Consider the following 20,905-nt stretch of genomic DNA (forward strand, 5'->3'; position numbering starts at 1 on the left):
AACTACCCCTCCGTCTGCGTGCTGGCGAGCACCACGTGCCCGCCGGTCGAGCCATAGCCTCCCGCACCGCGTTCCGTTTCCGGCAACTCGGTGACCTCGCGGAACACCGCGTGCTCGACGCGTTGCACGACGAGCTGGGCGATCCGGTCGCCGCGCGACAGCGCGATCGGCTCCCGCAGATCATGGTTCACGAGGCAAACGCGGATCTCACCGCGGTAGCCCGAGTCGATCGTGCCGGGCGTGTTGACCACGCTCAGCCCCACTCGCGCGGCCAGTCCGGAACGAGGGTGCACGAACCCGGCGTACCCCATCGGGAGCGCGATCGCGACACCGGTGCCGACCACCGCGCGCTCACCTGGTGGAATGACCACGTCCGACGTGGTGACCAGATCGGCGCCCGCGTCGCCGGGACGGGCGTAGGCGGGCACGGGAACCCCCGGATCGAGCCGGGTCAGCAACACCTCGACGCTGGACACGGCGGCCGAGATTACCCTGACGACGTGAGTGAGACTGCCGTGACCGCCACTACGACCTTCCGCGAGCGCCTGTACGTGACGCCGTGGATCTGGCCGCTGCCGCTGCTGGCGGCCGGGCTGCTGGCCGCCGAGGTGCACATGGGCTTCCCCGGTGTGCGGTCCTGGCTGCCGTACGTGATCCTGCTGCCGCTGACGGTCGTGCTGATCGTGCGGATGGGGTCGACGAAGGTCGAGGTGTCCGGCGGTGAGCTGAAGGCCGGTGACGCCCACATCCCGCTGAACCTGCTCGGCGACGTCGAGATCATCGCGCCGGAGGACCGGCGCAAGGCCATGGGCCCGCAGCTCGATCCCGCGGCGTACGTGGTGACCCGCGGCTGGGTGAAGCCGCTCGTACGGGTGACGGTGAACGACCCTGCCGACCCGACGCCCTACTGGATGATCAGCACGCGGCGGCCGGAAGAGCTCGTCGCCGCGATCAAGTCCTGAGAACACAACTGGGCGCCACCCGTGCGGGTGAGCGCCCAGTCTTCTTGTCTGACGTTGTTCCTGACGGACTCAGGCGCAGTCGCGGCAGATGTACACGCCGTTGTTGTCCTCGGCGAGCCTGCTGCGGTGGTGCACCAGGAAGCACTTCGAGCACGTGAACTCGTCGGCCTGCTTGGGCAGGACCTTGAACGTGAGCTCCTCACCGGACAGATCGGCGCCGGGCAGCTCGAAGTTCTCCGCGCTCGCGTCCTCGTCGACGTCCACGACGCCGGACTGCGTCTCGTTCCGCCGGGCCTTCAACTCCTCGAGGGAGTCCTCAGCGAGTTCGTCCGCCTCGCTGCGACGCGGCGCGTCGTAGTCGGTCGCCATCTTCTTCACCCCTGCGGTCTACGGAGACTGTTCGTGTCGCTGGTTAACGCTCCAGCGCCCTCTTTTGTGCCCCACGTCAAGGTGACGTAGGTCTCCCTCACCCGGTGGCAAGCCAACCCCCTAGACGTGACCGTCGGCTTGATCCACATGTGTGCGGAGCGCGCAGAGGGTAGCTCATTGTCCGAGTGACTCGACATCGGGTTACCCCTTACCGACCGGACGGGTGACACAACCTTTCTACGCTGGACCGATACCCTGTGCGCGAGCACCTGAACCCCGGCGTGCAACCTGACGCCGGGCCGGTACCGTCCTGACTGTGAGCAATCAGGCCGGTGCGGTGGGTTACTCCCGCCGAGGCGCGCAACAGCCGGGCAGGGCCTAGGCTGATCACAGGGGACGAAATACGGGGAGGGCTTCGGACGTGGGACCCGCATCGGGAAGCTTGACGCCCTACAAGCGGCGTCGGCCCGTGCCCGCGCTAGTCCTGTTCGCGGTGCTGTTGGTCAGTTCCGTGTTCGTGTGGGTGAAGGTGCTCGGCGCCGCCGGCGACGTGAACGCGGCCATCAGGTGCAACACACCCAGCCATGCCACCACCTCGGCCGATCCAGCCGCCCCGTCGACCCCGGAGCCCCCAGCGCTCGGCACCGTCCTGGAGCACGACGCGCTCGACCGCACCACCCCCGTCCCTGTGGGCGACGTCAACTTCAAGGTCGTCAACGCCTCGACCCAGCGCAACCACGCCAAGGCCGTCGCGACGATGTTCACCGAGCTGGGCCTGAAGCAGGCAGCCGACCCCGGCAACGACCCGATCTACCCAGCAGGCGACATGGGCTGCCGAGGCCAGATCCGCTTCGGAGCCCCCGGCGCGGCGGCGGCCAGGACGGTGTCACTACTCGAACCGTGCCTGGAACTCGTGCGCGACGATCGCCAGGACGCCACCGTCGACATCGCGATCGGCAAGAAGTTCGACGAGGTCAAACCCAACGCCGACGCCCGCAAGGTGCTCGACCAGCTCAAGGAGTGGGCGGAGCAGCAGCCGGAGCAGCAGGGCGGCCAGGCGGCGGCGGCCAGCCCACCGACCCTGAACGCGGACTACCTGGCCGGCGCCCGCGACGTGACCTGCTGACCTACCGCTCACCCGCCACTTCGTCGCACGTGCCGGTTTGATCTTCCGCACGCACGCGACCCCGTTACAGGCAACACCCAGCCGACCGATCGGCCTTGCCGCGCGGACTGGAAGCGAATCCGGGCTTGGCCATCCATTCGCCTGCCGTGGCTTCCACGCTGCCCGCACGACCTCCACGTCGCGCCCACCCCACCGCCCACCCGACGTCATGCCCCCCACGTCAGGCCGCTGCTCACCGGCCCCCTTATGCAAAATACGTTTGCGGACGTCCGCAAACGTATTTTGCATAACCAATATATTAGCGCTGTGACCAGCGGTTATATCTCAACAGCGTTGTAGACATGTCGACAACGCTGCCAACGCAGGGTGACTCAGACCTTGCCGAACCCGGACTCGACCAGAGCGCTGTACATGGCGTCGGCAATCCCCGGCGCCGCCGCGAACGTCGCGTCCTCCCCCAGCTCGGGCGACGACCCAGGCAACCGCACGACCGCACCGGCCTCCGCGGCGATCAACCCACCGGCGGCCCAGTCCCACCGCCCCAGCGCATGCTCCGCGTAGGCGTCGAGCCGCCCGGCAGCCACCGAACAGAGGTCCAACGAGGCCGCACCGGCCCGCCGCATGTCACGCACCCGCGTCGCCATCCCGGCCCAGGTGTCGGCCTGCCGCTGACGGCGCTCCGGCCGGTACGCGAACCCGTATCCGAGCAGCGACAGCGAGAGGTCAGTGGTCGCGGACACGCGCAACGGCGAGCCGTCCAGGAAGGCGCCGTACCCGCGGGCAGCGGTCCACACGCGCCCGGTCGCCGGCTCCACCACCGCGCCCGCCACCGACTCGCCGTCGAGCTGCGCGGCGATCGACACCGAGTACCAGGGGATGCCGTAGAGGTAGTTGACCGTGCCATCGATGGGATCCACGACCCACGTCAGCCCCTCGACGACCGTGCCGCCCTCCTCCTCGCCGAGCACCGGCTCGCCGGGACGCAACTCGGACAGACGCGTCCGGACGAGTTGTTCTGAAGCACGGTCGGCGGCGGTGACCACGTCCGTCGAGGTGCTTTTGGTGTCGAACGAGACGACGGCGGAAGCGCGCATACGCTGAACAAGAGCGGCTGCTTCCTGTCCGATGGCCGTCGCGATGTCAACGAGTGGCCGGGGGTCGAACAAGACCGGTTCCCTCCTACGTCACTAGCACGGGACTATCGGACATCGTCAGGCTAATGTCTGCGCACCACGTTTTCTGAATCGAAACCAGCTGGATCTAGTAGGAAGGACCACGGGGAATGGGCATCACCCGCGGGTTCGGTGTGGACATCGGCGGCTCCGGCGTCAAGGGCGGCCTTGTCGACCTCGAGGCAGGAGCACTGGACGGCGAACGCATGCGGATCCCCACGCCTCAGCCCTCGACTCCGGACGCGGTCGCCGACGTCGTCGCCGAGATCGTCGAGAAGTTCCAGTGGGAGGGTCCTGTCGGCGTCACGCTGCCCTGCGTGGTCAAGCACGGTGTGGCACTGAGCGCGGCGAACGTGGACAAGGGCTGGATCGACTGCGACGCCCAGACGCTGTTCGCGGAGCGCCTCAAGCGCAAGCCCGAGGACATCGTCGTGATGAACGACGCGGACGCGGCCGGCATCGCGGAGATGTCGTTCGGCGCGGGCGTCGGCAAGGACGGCACGGTGGTGCTGCTGACGTTCGGCACGGGCATCGGCAGCGCCGTGTTCCTCGACGGCAAGCTGGTCCCGAACACGGAGTTCGGTCACCTGCAGGTCGACGGGCACGACGCGGAGAAGCGCGCGGCCGCGTCGGTGAAGGAGGACAAGGGCCTGTCCTGGGAGGAGTGGACGCCGCGGGTCACGCGGTACATCAACGTCCTCGAGGACCTCATCTGGCCCGACCTCATCATCGCCGGCGGCGGTGTGAGCAAGAAGGCGCAGAAGTGGTTGCCGTTGCTCAAGGTGCGTACCGAAGTGGTTGCCGCCGCACTGAAGAACGACGCGGGCATCGTGGGTGCCGCGTGGGCCGCCGCGCACGGCGTTCGCCCATAGTGCCCGTTCGACACCGAAACGTGTCCGACTCGATCTAGCTGCGATAACGCAGGTGAGAGCGCCCCGAACGACCTCGGGGCGCAACACCGAGTCACCGACGTCGTTACAATGGAACGCACACCCGCCAAGCAAGATCGGCGGGGAGATCCCCTGAACTCTGGCGACCGAGGTTTCGCGCCCTCTGGTTTGCCTTGAACGACCGTCGCGAAAGGGCGTACGTGGCAGCCGCAGAAACCGCAACCCGACGCTCCAGCTCCGCCGCGAGCGCCGCCAAGACGACCAAGGCGACCGCGGCCGGCGAGGCCGAGGAGAAGCCGAAGCGCAAGACGACCGCTGCGGCAGCGAAGAAGCCCGCCGCCAAGGCCGCCGGCGCGAAGACCCCGCGCAAGACGGCCGGCAAGGCCGATCCTGCCGCGAAGGGCGCGACCAAGAAGGCGGACGGCGAAGAGCCGGACGACATGGAAGGCGCTCCCGGTGCCGAGGACCTGACCGACGACGTCGAACTCGTCGACGAGCCTCTGGTGGACGAGCCGGAGGAGGCGGAGGACCCCAAGAACGAGGGCGACTTCGTCTGGGACGAGGAGGAGTCCGAGGCCCTGCGCCAGGCGCGCAAGGACGCGGAGCTCACCGCCTCGGCCGACTCCGTCCGCGCCTACCTCAAGCAGATCGGCAAGGTCGCCCTCCTCAACGCCGAAGAGGAGGTCGAGCTCGCCAAGCGCATCGAGGCCGGCCTCTACGCCGCCGAGCGCGTGCGCCGTGCTGAGGAGGAGCAGGAGAAGCTCACCCCGCAGCTGCGCCGCGACCTGCGCTGGATCGTCCGTGACGGCGAGCGCGCCAAGAACCACCTGCTCGAGGCGAACCTGCGTCTCGTCGTGTCGCTGGCCAAGCGCTACACCGGCCGCGGCATGGCGTTCCTGGACCTGATCCAGGAGGGCAACCTGGGTCTGATCCGCGCGGTCGAGAAGTTCGACTACACCAAGGGCTACAAGTTCTCCACGTACGCCACCTGGTGGATCCGTCAGGCGATCACCCGCGCGATGGCCGACCAGGCCCGCACCATCCGCATCCCGGTGCACATGGTCGAGGTCATCAACAAGCTGGGCCGCATCCAGCGCGAGCTGCTGCAGGACCTGGGCCGCGAGCCCACGCCGGAAGAGCTCGCCAAGGAAATGGACATCACGCCGGAGAAGGTGCTGGAGATCCAGCAGTACGCGCGTGAGCCCATCTCGCTGGACCAGACGATCGGCGACGAGGGCGACAGCCAGCTCGGCGACTTCATCGAGGACTCCGAGGCCGTCGTCGCGGTCGACGCCGTCTCGTTCACGCTGCTGCAGGACCAGCTGCAGTCCGTGCTCGCGACGCTGTCCGAGCGCGAGGCGGGCGTCGTCCGGCTGCGCTTCGGCCTCACCGACGGTCAGCCGCGCACGCTGGACGAGATCGGCCAGGTCTACGGCGTCACGCGTGAGCGCATCCGCCAGATCGAGTCCAAGACGATGTCGAAGCTGCGTCACCCGTCGCGCTCGCAGGTTCTGCGCGACTACCTCGACTAGTCCCTACTCGGGTATACGCAGAGATCCCCGCACCGGTTCGGTGCGGGGATCTTTTTGTTCCGGGAGTTTCACGCACGCCGTGACCAGGTGTGATCGGACGCATGCGAAAGATGAGTACCCCTGTACTCATGTGCCGCCTATGTATCCCGCGACACGATCAGTGTGTGGCTGTGCCGGAGGGGTGCACAGGGGCAGTTCCGGAGATCGGAACGAGGGGGCTGAAAACATGGGCAGGTCAGTACTCGAAGGGGCTTTCTCGCTGCTGGACAAGCTGATGGACGAGGGCGAGCTGGGGCTCACGCAACTCGCCGACCGCTGCGAGATGCCGAAGACGACCGTGCACCGCCTTCTGGACCAGATGGAGGTGCTGGGCGCGGTCGAGAACGTACGCGGCCGCTACCGCATCGGCGCGCAGATGTTCCGGCTCGGGCAGGCGTGGGAGCCGGCCCCCGGCATTCTGCGGGTCGCACGGCAGCCGCTGCGCGCGTTGTCCGCGACGATCAGGACGTCGACCATCCTCGCGGTGCCCCGGCGCGACCGGGTGCTCGTCGCCGCGGCGAGCATCGTGCGAGCGGAGGACGTCGCCCGGCTGCGTCCCGGCGCCACGGTTCCGGCGGGCATGGAGTTCGTCAGCGCTCCGGTGCGCACGCCGTCCAGCAGTGTTATCGGCACCGTTTCCGCGGTGCTCGACAGCGGTCGCAGCGCCACGGCAATGAGGGAGGCCGTGGGGCACGCCGCACGGGCGATCAGCGCGGCCCTCGCGAGCTGATCTCCAAGAAGCGCGGCAAAGGCGTGCGATCCGGGATTGTGATCACGGTGCCGCGTCCGAATCGTGGGACGTTCGTGACCTGTTCGCTGCGGGCGGACAAAGGCAACCGATATCACGCTCCCGGTCGCACGCAACCGACCGAACGGCCCGAAGTCGCTGCTCCACCAGCGGGTTTCCGGTTGCGCTCCGTGCGTGTCAAGACGGTGAACCGGTGGCGAACGCAGGTGTGAACCTGCTGCAGACGGGTAAATCGCATAGTGACGCGAGTCGCCACGCACACGGGAACACTGACTATCGGCGAAACGTCTGTCAGAGTGGAGCCAGCGAGCACCGCGCACCAGCCAGGGGCGCCGTGGTCGCAGCTTGGTAAGAGGGCACCGAAACAACAACGTTGCCGGTGCCGGGACGGAGGGAGATTCATCATGACTGCAGCACTCACCCGCCCCGAGTTGACCGCTGCCGACCGCTGCGACCGCTGCGGGGCTGCTGCCCAGGTTCGCGCCGTTCTCCCGTCCGGGGGCGAGCTGCTGTTCTGCGGGCACCACGCCCGCGCACACAGTGAGAAGTTGCGCGAGCTCGCCGCTGAGATTCAGCAGGGCTGATCCACCCCACCTAGCCGCTCGGGGCGGAGATCCTGTCGAGGATCTCCGCCCCCTTCGCTTTGCTAGAGGATGTCGAGCACCGGCTCGAAGGCCAGCTCGGCCGCACCGATCAGCTTCGCGTCGCGACCTAAGGGCGACGTCACGATCTGCGTGCCGCCGACAGCGCGCGACACCAGGCTGCGTTGCTGCACGACAGCGCCCACCGAGTCCACGAGTGACGGCGGCAGCGCCGTGTAGAGATCACCGAGCACGACCAGTTCGGGTCCCAGCACGTTGACGATGTTCGCGAGTCCCAGCGCCAGCCAGTCCGCGAACTCGTCCAGCAACGACGGGTCGTCCAACGCCCTCAGCGCCGCGACGACGGCTCCGCGCGGGGCGTCGTCGGGCAGCCCCAGAGCCCGGCACAGCGCCGGTTCGCCGACCTCGGTCTCCCAGCACCCGTCGCAGCCGCAGTAGCAACGCCGGCCACGCGGGTTCACCACCATGTGCCCGAGCTCGCCGACGTAGCCGCCGGTGCCGCGCAACGGTTGCCCTGACAGGATCACACCGCCGCCGACGCCGACGTCCGCGGAGATGTAGACCATGTCCGAGGACGCTCTGGCCGCGCCGCGCACGTGCTCCGCCAGCGCTCCGAGCTCCGCGTCGTTGCCGACCTGGACCGGCAGCTTCAGCACCGCCTCCAGGCGTTTGCCGAGCGCGACGCCGGTCCAGTGCAGGTTCGGCGCCTCGTGCACATGGCCGTCCGAGCGCCGCACGACACCCGGCACCGACACACCGACCCCGACCGCGGTGACGTCGAGGTCGTCGGCCATGAGGCGCGCCGACTCGACGATGTGCGTGATGACCTCTCCCGGATCACGCGTCCGGTGATGCAGGTTCCAGCTGTCCCGTCCGAGGATCTCCCCGCCGAGGCCGACGAATCCCATCGCCACCTGCTCCACCCGCACGTCGATCGCGATGACGACACCGGCGTGCGGCTGGGGAAGGACGAGCAACGAGGGGCGGCCGGCACCGCTGCGCTGAGCGGGCACGCGTTCGGCCACCACACCGGCTTGGGCGAGGCCGTCCACCAGGGCCTTGATCGTGCTGCGGTTGAGCCCGAGCTCAGCCGCGAGCGACGCCCTGGTGGACGGTCCGGCGACGTGCAGGCGACGCAGCAGCGCCGTCCTGTTGTGCCTGCGGATCTCGTCTGGACGAGTGCCGGACGTAGGTCCTGTCACCTCGTCATCGAGCCGCGTTGGCCGCCCTGCGGCGGGACAACGCGTCGACGCTCGCGGCGAGCAGCAGGACGAGACCGGTCACGATGAACACGACCGCGGCGGGCTGATGGAGCAGGCCCATGCCGTTGCGGATGATCGCGAGCACCGCACCACCGATGACGGCGTCGCGCAGCCGGCCCTTGCCGCCGAACAGCGACGTGCCACCGATGACGGCCGCACCGACCGACATCAGCAGCGTGTCGCCGCCACCGGCGTTCGGGTCGACCGAGCCGACCTTCGACGAGTACACGATCGCACCGATCGCGGCCAGGGATGACGCGATCACAAACACGCTCATGCGGATGCGCTCGACGTTGATACCGGCGCGGCGCGCGGCCTCCTTGTTGCCGCCGACGGCGTAGATGTGCCGGCCGTAGCTGGTGCGGTCGAGCACGAACGTGCCGATCACCAGCAGCACGAGCACCAGCGGCACCACGTAGGGCACGCCCTGGATCACCACGAGGTTGCTCGGCGCCCGGTTGATCGAGAGCGCGTAGGTGATGACTGCCGCCAGCAGCGCGAGGGCGCCGATCTTGATCAGCACCAGCGTCGTGGGCTGGGCCACGAGTCCCCTGCGCAGCCTGGAGAAGTGCCTCGTGAGCACGACCGCCGCGTAACCGCCGACCGCGATGACGAACAACGCCCACGAGCCCACGAAGTTCAGGTTGCCGTTGGCGACGTTGAAGATCGTGTCATCGCGCAAGCCAAGCGTGCCGCCCTGGCCGATGAACTGCAGCACAACACCGGTCCAGACCAGGAACAGCGCCAGGGTCACGACGAACGACGGGATGCCGACCCTCGCGACCAGGAAGCCGGTGATGCAGCCGATGGCCGCGCCGACGCAGACCGCGAGCAGCATCTCCAGCCAGGCGTTCGCCGGGATGCCGACCGCGGCGATGATCAGCGCTACGGCCGAGAGCGCGGTACCCGCCCAGACCTTCATCAGCGCCGAGAGCACGATCGCGAGCACCAGCAGGCCGCAGAACATGTAGAACACCGTGTCGCCCATGCCGCCGAGCAGGTTGCCGTTGTGAATGAGGTGCAGTGCCATCACCGACCCCGTCACACCGGACGCGGTACCGGCCGACAGGTCGATCTCGCCGAGCAGCAGCACGAACACCAGGCCCATCGCGATGATCGTGATGCTGGCGCCCTGCTGGAGCAGGTTGGCGAGGTTGCCGAGGGTGAAGAACGTGTCGGACAACGAGCTGAACACGATGAGCAGCACGACGAGCCCGAGCAGCGCGGGCAGCGAGCCGAGCTCGCCGCCGCGAACCCTGGCCCAGTAGTCGCGCACCGCCTCGCCGGTGGACTGCGACGTCGTGTCGATGCCGAAGTCGGAGATCGCGCCCTGCGGGGTTTCCTGCGCGGGCGTATCGGTGGTGTTGGTCATGCTCGCCTCTTCGGAACTCATCAGATCGTCGCCGCCTCGGGGCGGGCGATGCCCAGGTCACCGGAACGGCCGGCGGTGATCAGCTCGACCACCTGTCCGTGTGTGACGTCCTTCGACCCGACCACTGCCGCCATCCGGCCCAGGTACAGGCACGCGATGCGGTCGGCGACCTCGAACACGTCGTTCATGTTGTGGCTGATCAGGACGACCCCCAGGCCCTGCTCCGCGAGTCGGCGGACCAGGTCGAGCACCTGGCGCGTCTGGGCGACACCGAGTGCCGCGGTGGGCTCGTCGAGCAGCACGACCTTGCTGTTCCACAGCACGGCCTTGGCGATCGCGACGGTTTGGCGCTGACCGCCGGACAGCGAGGAGACCTGCGTTCGCACCGACTTGACCGTACGGACCGACAGCGACGCGAGCGTCTTGCGCGCCGCCTGCTCCATGTCCGTCTCGTCGAGCAGCCCGATCTTGGTGCGCTCACGGCCGAGGAACATGTTCTGGACGATGTCGAGATTGTCGGCCAGCGCGAGGTCCTGGTAGACGACCTCGATCCCGAGCTCCGCGGCGTCGCGCGGGCCCTTGATGTGCACCGGCTCGCCTTCGAACAGGATCTCGCCTGACTCGGCCGGGTGGATGCCCGCGATGCACTTGACCAGCGTCGACTTGCCCGCGCCATTGTCGCCGACGAGCGCGGTGACCTCACCGGGGTTGACGGTGAAGTCGATGTCGTGCAGGACGTGCACGGGACCGAAGCTCTTGTTGATGCCGCGCAGCTCGAGAATCGGCTCGCTCACTGGGGATTCCTCCGTGATTACCACGCGCCGAGGCGGGGTGCGCAGGTTCCGCACCCCGCCATGACGCAAGCGGTCCTACTTGATGCCGAGCTCGGTGCAGGCGGCCTGGGTGTCAGCCACGCAGATGTCCGAGGCCTTGACGAAGCCAGCGTCCACGACGGACTTCACGTTGGCCTTGGTGATCAGCTGGGGCGTCAGCAGCACGGACTTGACGTCGCGGCTGCCCTTGGGGTCCTTCTCCTTCGCGGACGCGAGCGCGTCGGCGGCGGCGGTGTCACCCTTGGCGAGCGCGGCGGCCAGCTTGGCCGCGCCCTCCGCCTCCAGGTTGATCGGCTTGAAGACCGTCATGTACTGGTCACCGCGGAGCACGGCCTGCAGACCGTCCGGGGTGGCGTCCTGACCCGTGACCGGGACCTTGCCGTTCAGGCCGACCTTCTTGAGGATCGTGATCACAGCGCCGGCGAGGCCGTCGTTGGCGGCGACGACGCCGTCGACCTTGCCACCGTTGCTGGTCAGGATCTGCTCGAAGACCTGGCCACCCTTCTGGTTGTCCCAGTTGTCGATCGGCTGGGACTGGACCAGCTTGAGCTTGCCCGAGTCGTACAGCGGCTTGAGGACCTTCTCCTGGCCCTGGTGGAACAGGGTGGCGTTGTTGTCCGTCGGCGCGCCCTCGATCTCGATGACGTTCGCGCCCTGCGGCTTCTCCTTCATCGCGTCGGCGAAGCCCTGGCCCTGCAGCTCGCCGACCTTCACGTTGTCGAACGACACGTAGTAGGACGAGGTGCCACCGAGGTTCAGGCGGTCGTAGTCGATGACCTGGATGCCCTGCGCCTGGGCCTTCTTGGCCACAGAGGCGCCGACCTCGCTGTTGGGCGTCGCGATGATCAGGACCTTGACGCCGGCGTTGATCATGCCGTCGGCCAGGGTGCTGAACTTCTGGACGTCGCCCTGTGCGTTCTGGATGTCGGGGTCGAGCCCCTCCTTCTTCAGAGCCGCCTCGAGCAGCGGCTTGTCGAAGCCCTCCCAGCGGGCGGAGGAGGCGGTCTCGGGCAGGATCACGCCAACCTTCGGGCCACCGCCGCTGCCAGAGTTCGTTTTGGTGCTTCCTCCACCGGAGGACGTGTTGGCGCCACACGCCGAGACCGCCAGGGCGAGGCCCGCGGCAACGGCGATGGAAGCGAGGCTCTTGCTGCGCATCCGCCATCCCTTTCACTGCGCTGTGTCACAGAGAATGTTGTGGCGCACAACGTATGCCCGACATATGCGTGACCGGAACCACACTGGATCGATTAAGTCGCAACGATGCGGTAACCGTGGCGAAATTTAGTCACCCAGAGTTGTGGGGACGTAACCACGGCGCAACAACGCTTGCGACCATTCGGCGTACAACGTCTATCTGCGGCGGACTCTCCCGATCGGCGAAGAGCAAGTGCCCGGTGCCGATGAGCATCGGCGCCACACTGTCGGCATCGAGATCACCCACGCGGCCCAGTTCGCGCTCACGCTCCAGGTAGTCCTTGATCATGATCGCGGCCTCGGTCAGCACCGGAACACCGGCGGGCCACGTCTCGCGCAGCCGCCGGCGCAGGTCGTCCCGGAACGTCACGAGCGCGACCATCGCGACCGCGGCCGAGCCGAAGACCGCGGCGATCGCCTCGGCGAGGTTGTCCACGACGGATCCGGTGCCCGCGGCCCGCAGGAGGGCCTCCGCCCGCGCGTCCATCTGGTCGACGCGGTCGAGGATGAATTCCGCGAGGAACGCGTCGAAGTCGTCGAAGTGCCGGTGCAGCACCCCCTTGGCCACGCCCGCCTCGGTCGTCACCGCACGGCTGGTGAGCGCACTTGGCCCACCCTCGACCAGGAGCCGCTCCGCAGCATCGAACAGCTGTTCCCGCACGTCGCGTAGGTGCACACCGGTGGGCACGCCGATTTCTCCTAGCTCAAGTGGGCGCTTGCCCACTATGGTGGGCACATGCCCACTTTAGCCAACGAACCAGAGCCGGAGAAGGTCGACAAGCAGCTCGCCGAACGGCTGGCCAAGTCGTTCGGAACGGGCGCGGCCCGCTACGACCGCACCCGGCCTCCCTACCCCGACGAGCTGGTGGAACGCGCCGTCACCGCCAGCCCAGGCCCACGCGTCGTCGAGGTCGGCTGCGGCACCGGCACGCTGTCCCGCCAGCTGATCGCCGCCGGATGCGAGGTCATCGGCGTCGAACACGACGAACTCATGGCCGGGTTCGCCCGCGAGACGGGCGTACAGGTCGAGGTGTCGAAGTTCGAGACCTGGGATCCCGCCGGCCGCGAGTTCGACGCCGTCGTCGCCGGCCAGTCCTGGCACTGGGTCGATCCCGAACAGGGCCCACGTCAGGCCGCGCGAGTGCTACGACCCGGTGGCGTGTTCATCGCGCTGTGGCACGTGTTCTCGACGCCGGACTCGGTCGCACAGGCGCTCGCCGACACCTATCAGCGAATCGCGCCCGACACGACGTTCCGCGTCGGCCACTCTCGCGAGGAAGCGCTGAAGTTCTACCAGTGGGGCTGCGAGCGCACCGCCGAGAAGTTCGTCGCCACCGGCGAGTTCTCGGAACTCGGCCAGTGGAGCACCGACTGGGACAAGACCTACACGACTGCCGAGTACGTCGACCTGATCCTCACGATGAGCCCCATCGCCCTGCTCACCAGGGAACAGACCGCCGAACTCCTGGACGGCGTCCGCACCGCGGTCGACGCAGTCGGAGGCAGTTTCACCTCGAACTACAAAACCCTCGCCGTAGCCGTCACCCGCAACTGATATATCGCATATCAGCTTGCCGCCCACCCGCCAAGGCGGATGCAAAAAACGTTTGCGGACGAAGTCAAAAGACTCATTGCAAAGGTCAGCACTTGCTCTAGCAGGGGTTTTCCATCTGGGGTGTCCTACCAGGAGCGCAGGGTGGCGATGCGTTCCTCGAGCTGCTCGATGCTGGCCATCGCGGTCGGCGGCCCTCCGCAGTACTCGCGCAGCTGGTTGTGGATCTTGCCGTGCGGCTTCTTCGTGCGGTGGTGGTGCATGGCGACGAGGGTGTTGAGCTCCTTGCGGAGTGAGGCGAGGCGTTCCTGCACGCTGGCAGGCCTCGCCTCCCGTACCGCCACCTCGGGCTTGGGCCGCTTGGCCGCGGACGCGAGCTGCTCCTCCTGCCGCTGCAGCAGCAGGGTGCGCACCTGGTCGGGCTCGAGGAGCCCCGGCAGACCCAGGTACTCCTGCTCCTCCTCCGAGCCCGCGAACGTCGGCGTGCCGAACGAGGCCCCGTCGAAGATCACCTGGTCGAGCTCGGCCGTGGTGCCCAGGGCGGTGAAGGCTCGTTCGTCCTCGCCCGGCTCGTCCTTGGCCTGGTTCGCGGCCGCGAGCAGCTCGTCGTCCCAGCCGTCCTTCTCACGGTGCGGCTTGCCCAGCACGTGGTCACGCTCGGCCTCCAGCTCGGACGCGAGCTGCAGCAGCACGGGCACCGACGGCAGGAACACCGAGGCAGTCTCGCCGGGCTTGCGGGCACGAACGAAGCGTCCGATGGCCTGGGCGAAGAAGAGCGGTGTCGACGACGACGTCGCGTACACGCCGACGGCGAGACGCGGCACGTCGACGCCCTCGGACACCATCCGGACGGCGATCATCCAGCGTTCGTTCGTCGCGGCGAACTCGGCGATCTTGCCGGAGGCCTTCGGGTCGTCCGAGAGGACGAGCGTCGGGATGTGGCCCGTGACGCGCTGGAGGACCTGTGCGTAGGCCTTCGCGGTCTCCTGGTCGGTCGCGATCACCAGGCCACCGGCATCCGGCAGGCCGTTCTCGCGCTTCTGGGTCAGTCGCTGGTCGGCGGCGCGCAGGACGGAGGCCATCCAGTCGCCCGCGGGGTCCAGGGCCGTGCGCCACGCGCGGGTGGTCTGCTCCTGGGTCAGCGGCTCACCCAGCCGCGCCGTGAACTCCTCGCCCGCGCTGGTCCGCCACGACGCCTCGCCCGAGTACGCCAGGAACAACACCGGCCGGACGACGCCGTCGCGCAACGCGTCGGAGTACCCGTAGGTGTGATCTGCCTTGGACGTCTTGAAGCCGCCGGGGCCCTCTTCATAGGTGACGAACGGGATCGGCGAGTCGTCCGAACGGAACGGCGTACCGGTGAGGCACAGCCGGCGGACCGCGGGCGTGAACGCCTCGCGGATCGCCTCACCCCACGACTTGGCGTCACCGCCGTGGTGGACCTCGTCGAGCAGCACCAGCGTCTTGCGGTTCTCGGTGCGCACCCTGTGCAGTGTCGGATGGGCGGCGACCTGCGCGTATGTCACGGCCACGCCGTGGTAGTCGCGGGAGGTCATCGCGTTGGTGTTGCGGAAGTTCGAGTCGATGTGGATGCCCTGCTCGGCGGCGGCCTTCGCCCACTGGTGCTTGAGGTGCTCGGTGGGCGTGACGATCGTGACGGCCTCGATCGTCCGGTCGGCCAGTAGCTCGGCGGCGACGCGCAGTCCGAAGGTCGTCTTACCCGCGCCCGGTGTCGCGACGGCGAGGAAGTCCTGCGGCTTGGCGGCCAGGTACTTGGTCAGCGCTCGGCGCTGCCATGCCCGCAGCGGTCGCATTGCTGCTGTCGCTGTCACGAGACGTGTTTCTCCTCATTTGTGCAGGTCGGACATGGCTTGGACATGCAACTGCCCTCAGGCAGACCGTTGCCGAGGGCACCGTGACTCTACCTGTTCACGGCGCCGATGCCGCGAAACGTGGCTGCATGCACCATGCTTGTCCCTGCGATGGGTGCGCCTACCGACAACGACGCACGCAGGTCCGGCCGCAAGGGGCCGCTGCGTCTACTCGCGCGCACGCTGTCGAAGGCGTGGCAGGGCAACATCTTCTCAGAAGCGGCCGAGGCGGCGTTCTGGCAGACGCTGTCGTTCCCGCCACTCCTGCTCGGTGTGCTGGGCGCGATGGGCTACCTCGGCGACTGGTTCGGTCCCGAGGTGGTGGAGGCCGTCCAGGAGAAGATCATCGGGTTCACCCGCACGATCTTCAGCGCGGACGTGGTCAACGGCGTGATCGCGCCCACGGTCGCGGAGATACTCAGCACCGGCAAGGGCGAGATCGTCTCCGTCGGCTTCCTGATCTCGCTGTGGGCGGGGTCGTCGGCGATGTCGTCGTTCGTCGACGCGATCACCGTGGCCCACGGTCAGTACGGCGTGCGCAACGAGCTGTGGCAGCGGATCTTCGCCCTGCTGCTCTACCTGGTCTCGCTCGTGGCCCTCGTGGTCGGTCTGCCGGTGCTGGCGCTGGGCCCGGACATCCTGCCGCAGTTCTTCCCGACGTCCTGGCAGCCCTACATCACGACGTGGGTGGGACGCTTCTACTACCCCGGCGTAGCGCTGCTGCTCGTGCTGTCGTTGTCGATGCTCTACAAGCTCGCCCTGCCGCGGAAACTGCCGTACCACCGCGTGCTGCCCGGCGCGATCCTCGCGATGGCCGTGTTCATCCTGTCGTCCATCGGCCTGCGCCTGTACATCCAGTGGATCACCACCACCGGGTACACCTACGGCGCGCTCGCGACCCCGATCGCGTTCCTGCTCTTCGTGTTCTTCATCGGCCTGGCGATCACCATCGGCGCGTACTTCAACAGCGCCATCCAGGACGAGTGGCCGGCCAAGATGACCCGGCGCCAGCGCCGCCGCTGGCGCCGTCTGGAGATGGAACGCGCCGCGTCCCGCATCCGCTCCGAGAGCGCCGCGCCCGCACAGGAGACGAACAACGACAGCTACTCGGCGTCGTCGCCCGCTGACACGCAGCTGACGGCACCGCTCAAGATCCAGGACCCGCGGCCGTCACCGGAGGAGGAAAAACAGCGGAGGTAGCCGAAGCCGCCCCCGCTGCTCGTCTCACGGCTTACTCGCCGCCACCACCGGCAGGCAGGTTGTCGTAGATCTTCTTGCACTCCGGGCACACCGGCGAACCGGGCTTCGGCGACCGCGTCACCGGGAAGACCTCGCCGCACAGCGCGACCACGTGCGTTCCCATCACGGCGCTCTCGGCGATCTTCGCCTTGCGGACGTAGTGGAACATCTTCGGGGCGTCGTCCCCGGTGTGGTCGGTGCCTTCCGGCCGTACGTCGACCTCGGGGAGAGTCTGGGTGCTCACCCGCCCAGGGTACCTGGGATGATGTCCCCTCGTGACCACGCTGCAGATCGCCGAGGAAGTAGCCGCCGCACTGGCCGAGAACCGGCCCGTCGTCGCTCTTGAGAGCACCATCCTGTCCCACGGGCTGCCCGCCCCGCGCAACCTGGCCGTCGCCGCACGCCTGGAGAAGGTCGTCCGCGAGGCAGGTGCCGTGCCCGCGACGATCGCCGTGCTCGACGGTGTTCCGCACATCGGCCTCTCCGAAGCCCAGCTCGACCGCGTCTGCACGTCGGGTGACCTGGCCAAACTGTCGTTGCGCGATCTCGGTGCCGCCTACGCCCTGCGCCGCAGCGGCGCGACGACCGTGGCGTCCACCACCGCACTCGCGCACCAGGCCGGCATCCGCGTGTTCGCGACCGGCGGCCTCGGCGGAGTGCACCGAGGCGCGCGCGAGACGTGGGACGTGTCCGCGGACCTGGACGTGGTGGCGACCACCCCGGTCCTGATCGTCTGCTCGGGCGTGAAGTCGATCCTGGACATGGGCGCGACCCTCGAGGTCCTCGAAACCCGCTCGGTGCCGGTGATCGGCTACCAGACCTCGCGCTTCCCCGCCTTCTACCGCCGCGAGTCGGAGTTCGACGTGCCGTGGCGCGTCGAGAACCCGGCGGAGGCCGCGGCGGTCTTCGCCGAGGGCGGCCGCGGCATGCTCCTGGCGAACCCGATCCCGGCCGCCTACGAGATGGACGCGGCCCTGCACGACCGCCTCCTCGCCGAGGGCCTGCAGAAGCTCGTCGACCAGGACGTCCGCGGCAAGGACGTCAGCCCGGTCCTGCTGGAGCACTTCCACACCGCGAGCGCCGGCGTGAGCCTCGACGCCAACGAGGAGCTCGTCGTCAACAACGCCTCCGTCGCCTCGAAGGTCGCCGTGGAGCTCTTCCGATGAGGCCAGTTGTCGTGGTGGGCGATGCCGGCTTGGACGTCGTCGCCCGGCACACCGGCCCCATCGCCCACGGCGGCGACGTCCGCGCCAAGGTGACGATCGAGCCAGGCGGCGCGGGCGCCAACACCGCCGTCTGGCTCGCCGCGTGCGGCGCTTCCCCGGTCCTGGTAGCCCGGGTAGGCGCCGACTCGGCCGGGCGCCAGGTGCACGCCGAGCTGACCTCCGCAGGGGTCCAGTGCGCCTTCGCCGTCGACCCGGACCTCGCGACCTGCTGCGTGGTCGTCCTGGTCGACGAGAACGGCCAGCGCTCGATGCTCCCGGACCGAGGCGCCAACGCCCGCTTCTCTCCCGCCGATCTGGATCCCGGCCTGCTTGCCGCCGCGCATGGCCACCTGCACCTCTCCGGCTATGTGCTGCTGGACTCCACCTCGCGCCCCGCGGGCCTGGCAGCCCTGGAAGCCGCCCGCAACGCCGGTTGGACGACGTCGGTGGATCCCCAGGCGGCGGTGCTGATCCACTCCGCTGAGGCCTTCATGAACGACGTGCGCGGCGTTGACATCCTCATGCCCAATGCCGACGAACTGATGGCCCTGACCGGCTCATCCGACCCCGCCGCGGCCAAGACCCTGCTGACCCACGTCGGCGCTGTCGTGGTGACCACGGGCCCCGACGGCGCATCGTGGGTGGACGCCGACGAGATCATCTCGGTTCCCGCTGAAGTCACCGAGTGTGTCGACTCAACAGGCGCCGGCGACGCCTTCGACGCCGGCTTCCTGGCGGCCTGGCTCGCAGGCGCGTCCAAGCACGACGCCCTCCTCGGCGGTGTCCGCGCCGGCTCTCGCGCCGTCAGCGTCGTAGGCGCCCAACCACCGCGCTAAACCACCCCTGAGGCCAACACCGACCGCGTTGTTAACCGGTCCCAGCGGCCACGCCGCATGCAAAAAACGTTTGCGGACGAAGTCAAAAGACTCATTGCAAAGGTGGCGAGGCACGTCGGCCTTTGCAACGAGTCTTTTGCGGACGAAGTCAAAGGAGTCATTGCTAAGGGTGAGGCATGCGGCGGCGCGGTCGGTGAGCGGGCTGGCGGCCGGTCAGCCGTCGATGACCGTGGTGCTCTTGGGTGCGATCGCGCGGCGCTCCACCTCGTAGCGGTTGGCCTTCTCGGCCTTGCGCGGCGGGCGGTCGTTGGCGATCAGGACGGCCATCCACGGCAGCGGCACGGACAGCACGATGAAGAAGAGTGCGAGCCACCACGTGTGGGCGAAGAGAGCCGCGAGGATGAGGCACGGGAAGCGCAGGCTCATCATGATCGCGTACTTGCGGCGCCGGGCGGCGTGCTGTTCCTCGTAGGACGGGGCCGCCTCGGTGATCAACACCGGGGTGTCGTTCCGGTCGGGACTGCTCACGACACCACCTCCACGTGCCAATGGTCCCACGTCCGAGTGACGGTGGGGACACCTGGTCGGCGGTTAACATCCGCAAGTGGTCGCCCTTGATCGCCTCGTGGACGTGCTCGGCAGTCTGGGCACGCATCTGGCGTGCGCACCGCGAGGTCGGGACGTCGAGCTACGTGGGGTTGCCCTCCATGATCCGGCGGAAAACACGCCGGCAGCCGCGGGAGACGTTCTGCTCGGGCTGGGCACGCCGTCGGTCGCCGCCGCGGCGCGTCTCGTGTCCTCGACGGTGGCCTCAGCTGTGGTGTTGCACGGCAAACCGCCGCTCGACGAGCGTGTTGTCGTCGCCGCGAGGAAGTCCGGCGCGGCGGTGCTGCTCGTGGACCCGTCGGTGCCGTGGGGTCAGCTCGCGAACGTCACACAGACGTTGGTCAACGGCGGCACTCGCACCGGTGACCTGTTCGGCCTTGCCGACGTGATCGCTGGTGTGGTCGGCGGGCCGGTGACGATCGAGGACCAGCAGTCGCGCGTGCTCGCGTACTCCTATCGTCAGGAGGACGTCGACCCGGTGCGCGTCCAGACCATCCTCGGCCGTCGTGTGCCGGAGGAGGCCCGGCGTGCGCTCGACGAGTTCGGTGTGTTCACGCACCTTGCTTCGTCCGACGAACCGATCTTCGTCCCCAAGCTGACGCCGCAGCTGGGCAACCGGCTCGTCGCCGCCGTGCGCGCGGGCCGTGAGCTGCTGGGAAGCGTGTGGGTGGAGGTGACGGGGCCGGTTGATGCCGCACGGTCGGCGGCGTTGGTCGACGGCGCGCGCACGGCGGCGTTGCACCTGCTCAGGTCGCGGGCGTCGACGGACCTCGAACGCCAGGCCGAGGCGGACCTGGTGATCAGGTTGCTCGAACATCCCGAGTCCTCCGACGTTGCCCGGCTCGGGCTGCCGTCCGCGGACCTGCGTGTGATCGCTGTCCAGGCCCACGCCGGCGAGGGTGAGCACGGTGCGGCGGTGCTGGCGTTCCAACGGGCGACCGCGGGGTTCGGCTGGTCGAGGCCTGGGCGGAGCGCGTTGTTCGGCAACGTCCTCTACACGGTCATCCCGGCCGCCGACGATGCCGTCGAGTGGGTGCGCTCGCTGGTTCGCGAACTGCCCGCCGAGGCCACGGTACTGGCAGGGATCGGCGGGCCGGCGGAGGCGACGCAGCTGCCGACGTCACGGCAGGAAGCCGACGAATGTCTCGCCCTTTCCACGGGTGCGCCGGTGGTGTACGACGACGCCTGGGCACGGGTTCTGCTGCATCGGCTCGCTGCCGTGGCCGACGCTGGACGTCTTCCGACGCGCGGGCCGATATCCAATATATTGCGCTACGACGCCGAGTACGGGACGCAGTATGCGGCAACGTTGAAGGCGTGGCTCGCGGCCCAAGGCGATGTGCGGGCAGCGGCACGGGAGCTCAACGTGCACCCGAACACGTTGCGGTACCGGATGCAGAAGATGGCCGAAGTGACGCCACTCCCCCTCGACGATCCCGATCAACGACTCGCCATGGCCATCGCGCTCTCGATCACGCGCACGTGAAAACAT

The 20,905-nt window shown here is 68.4% G+C and carries 22 protein-coding genes; 11 read left to right on the forward strand and 11 right to left on the reverse strand.

All coding sequences use genetic code 11. The features are described 5' to 3' along the window. Positions 1 to 2: 2 nt before the first annotated feature. On the reverse strand, positions 3 to 476 hold the full coding sequence (dut, locus tag JOD27_RS28445; RefSeq protein WP_204765368.1) for a dUTP diphosphatase: 474 nt from the start codon (positions 474 to 476) through the stop codon (positions 3 to 5). Positions 477 to 500: 24 nt separating this feature from the next. Here dut and JOD27_RS28450 point away from each other — a divergent pair, with 24 nt between their 5' ends. Continuing rightward, positions 501 to 962, forward strand: a complete 462-nt coding sequence (locus tag JOD27_RS28450) for a DUF3093 domain-containing protein (RefSeq protein WP_307830368.1) — start codon at positions 501 to 503, stop codon at positions 960 to 962. A gap of 69 nt (positions 963 to 1,031) precedes the next feature. Here JOD27_RS28450 and JOD27_RS28455 read toward each other — a convergent pair whose 3' ends face one another. Next, on the reverse strand, positions 1,032 to 1,331 hold the full coding sequence (locus JOD27_RS28455; protein ID WP_030464829.1) for a DUF4193 domain-containing protein: 300 nt from the start codon (positions 1,329 to 1,331) through the stop codon (positions 1,032 to 1,034). Between the two features lie 421 nt (positions 1,332 to 1,752). Here JOD27_RS28455 and cei point away from each other — a divergent pair, with 421 nt between their 5' ends. Beyond that, the gene (gene cei, locus JOD27_RS28460; RefSeq protein WP_204765369.1) at positions 1,753 to 2,457 is read left to right on the forward strand and encodes an envelope integrity protein Cei; all 705 of its coding nucleotides are present in this window, start codon (positions 1,753 to 1,755) and stop codon (positions 2,455 to 2,457) included. Between the two features lie 371 nt (positions 2,458 to 2,828). Here the strand turns inward: cei and JOD27_RS28465 are convergent, their stop codons facing one another. After that, the gene (locus JOD27_RS28465; RefSeq protein ID WP_204765370.1) at positions 2,829 to 3,623 is read right to left on the reverse strand and encodes an inositol monophosphatase family protein; all 795 of its coding nucleotides are present in this window, start codon (positions 3,621 to 3,623) and stop codon (positions 2,829 to 2,831) included. 116 nt (positions 3,624 to 3,739) lie between these two features. On the opposite strand from JOD27_RS28465, the gene ppgK reads away from it, so the two are divergent. From ppgK to JOD27_RS28485, 4 genes are all read left to right on the forward strand, one after another. Further along, on the forward strand, positions 3,740 to 4,501 hold the full coding sequence (gene ppgK / locus JOD27_RS28470) for a polyphosphate--glucose phosphotransferase (protein ID WP_239569352.1): 762 nt from the start codon (positions 3,740 to 3,742) through the stop codon (positions 4,499 to 4,501). A gap of 191 nt (positions 4,502 to 4,692) precedes the next feature. Beyond that, the gene (locus JOD27_RS28475) at positions 4,693 to 6,051 is read left to right on the forward strand and encodes an RNA polymerase sigma factor (RefSeq protein ID WP_204765371.1); all 1,359 of its coding nucleotides are present in this window, start codon (positions 4,693 to 4,695) and stop codon (positions 6,049 to 6,051) included. Between the two features lie 226 nt (positions 6,052 to 6,277). Further along, complete coding sequence (locus JOD27_RS28480; protein ID WP_204765372.1) at positions 6,278 to 6,820, forward strand: helix-turn-helix domain-containing protein; 543 nt, start codon at positions 6,278 to 6,280, stop codon at positions 6,818 to 6,820. Positions 6,821 to 7,242: 422 nt separating this feature from the next. Further along, on the forward strand, positions 7,243 to 7,422 hold the full coding sequence (locus JOD27_RS28485) for a DUF7455 domain-containing protein (protein ID WP_239569355.1): 180 nt from the start codon (positions 7,243 to 7,245) through the stop codon (positions 7,420 to 7,422). A 62-nt stretch (positions 7,423 to 7,484) separates the two neighbouring features. On the opposite strand, the gene JOD27_RS28490 is transcribed toward JOD27_RS28485, so the two are convergent. The 5 genes from JOD27_RS28490 to JOD27_RS28510 form a co-directional block, all read right to left on the reverse strand. After that, entirely contained in the window at positions 7,485 to 8,642 is a 1,158-nt protein-coding gene (locus JOD27_RS28490) for an ROK family transcriptional regulator (RefSeq protein ID WP_204765373.1), read from the reverse strand. Between the two features lie 4 nt (positions 8,643 to 8,646). Continuing rightward, complete coding sequence (locus tag JOD27_RS28495) at positions 8,647 to 10,074, reverse strand: sugar ABC transporter permease (RefSeq protein ID WP_204765374.1); 1,428 nt, start codon at positions 10,072 to 10,074, stop codon at positions 8,647 to 8,649. 20 nt (positions 10,075 to 10,094) lie between these two features. Further along, positions 10,095 to 10,868 carry an ATP-binding cassette domain-containing protein gene (locus JOD27_RS28500; protein ID WP_204765375.1) on the reverse strand — a complete coding sequence of 258 codons (774 nt, stop codon included), beginning with the start codon at positions 10,866 to 10,868 and terminating at the stop codon, positions 10,095 to 10,097. Between the two features lie 75 nt (positions 10,869 to 10,943). Continuing rightward, positions 10,944 to 12,065: a sugar ABC transporter substrate-binding protein gene (locus JOD27_RS28505; protein WP_204765376.1), complete on the reverse strand. Its 1,122-nt coding sequence runs from the start codon at positions 12,063 to 12,065 to the stop codon at positions 10,944 to 10,946. Positions 12,066 to 12,195: 130 nt separating this feature from the next. Beyond that, the gene (locus JOD27_RS28510) at positions 12,196 to 12,792 is read right to left on the reverse strand and encodes a TetR/AcrR family transcriptional regulator (protein ID WP_204765377.1); all 597 of its coding nucleotides are present in this window, start codon (positions 12,790 to 12,792) and stop codon (positions 12,196 to 12,198) included. 48 nt (positions 12,793 to 12,840) lie between these two features. Between JOD27_RS28510 and JOD27_RS28515 the strand changes: the two genes are divergently transcribed. Next, positions 12,841 to 13,659, forward strand: a complete 819-nt coding sequence (locus JOD27_RS28515; protein ID WP_204765378.1) for a class I SAM-dependent methyltransferase — start codon at positions 12,841 to 12,843, stop codon at positions 13,657 to 13,659. 125 nt (positions 13,660 to 13,784) lie between these two features. Here JOD27_RS28515 and JOD27_RS28520 read toward each other — a convergent pair whose 3' ends face one another. Further along, positions 13,785 to 15,470: a DEAD/DEAH box helicase gene (locus JOD27_RS28520; protein ID WP_204765630.1), complete on the reverse strand. Its 1,686-nt coding sequence runs from the start codon at positions 15,468 to 15,470 to the stop codon at positions 13,785 to 13,787. A gap of 168 nt (positions 15,471 to 15,638) precedes the next feature. Between JOD27_RS28520 and JOD27_RS28525 the strand changes: the two genes are divergently transcribed. Next, a complete protein-coding gene (locus JOD27_RS28525) occupies positions 15,639 to 16,727 on the forward strand; it encodes a YihY/virulence factor BrkB family protein (protein WP_372441752.1) in 1,089 nt (362 codons plus the stop codon). A 31-nt stretch (positions 16,728 to 16,758) separates the two neighbouring features. Here the strand turns inward: JOD27_RS28525 and JOD27_RS28530 are convergent, their stop codons facing one another. Continuing rightward, on the reverse strand, positions 16,759 to 17,010 hold the full coding sequence (locus tag JOD27_RS28530) for a DUF3039 domain-containing protein (RefSeq protein WP_204765380.1): 252 nt from the start codon (positions 17,008 to 17,010) through the stop codon (positions 16,759 to 16,761). A gap of 31 nt (positions 17,011 to 17,041) precedes the next feature. Between JOD27_RS28530 and JOD27_RS28535 the strand changes: the two genes are divergently transcribed. Both JOD27_RS28535 and JOD27_RS28540 read left to right on the forward strand, forming a co-directional pair. After that, positions 17,042 to 17,932 (forward strand): pseudouridine-5'-phosphate glycosidase, encoded by an 891-nt coding sequence (locus JOD27_RS28535; RefSeq protein ID WP_204765381.1) that lies wholly within the window; start codon positions 17,042 to 17,044, stop codon positions 17,930 to 17,932. Then, positions 17,929 to 18,807, forward strand: a complete 879-nt coding sequence (locus JOD27_RS28540) for a carbohydrate kinase family protein (protein WP_204765382.1) — start codon at positions 17,929 to 17,931, stop codon at positions 18,805 to 18,807. Before JOD27_RS28535 ends, JOD27_RS28540 begins: the two co-directional genes overlap by 4 nt. 213 nt (positions 18,808 to 19,020) lie before the next feature. Here JOD27_RS28540 and JOD27_RS28545 read toward each other — a convergent pair whose 3' ends face one another. Next, entirely contained in the window at positions 19,021 to 19,335 is a 315-nt protein-coding gene (locus JOD27_RS28545) for a DUF3099 domain-containing protein (RefSeq protein WP_204765383.1), read from the reverse strand. 76 nt (positions 19,336 to 19,411) lie between these two features. Between JOD27_RS28545 and JOD27_RS28550 the strand changes: the two genes are divergently transcribed. Beyond that, a complete protein-coding gene (locus JOD27_RS28550; protein ID WP_204765384.1) occupies positions 19,412 to 20,899 on the forward strand; it encodes a PucR family transcriptional regulator in 1,488 nt (495 codons plus the stop codon). Positions 20,900 to 20,905: the final 6 nt, after the last annotated feature.

Source organism: Lentzea nigeriaca, assembly GCF_016907955.1.
GTDB classification, from domain to species: Bacteria; Actinomycetota; Actinomycetes; order Mycobacteriales; family Pseudonocardiaceae; genus Lentzea; species Lentzea nigeriaca.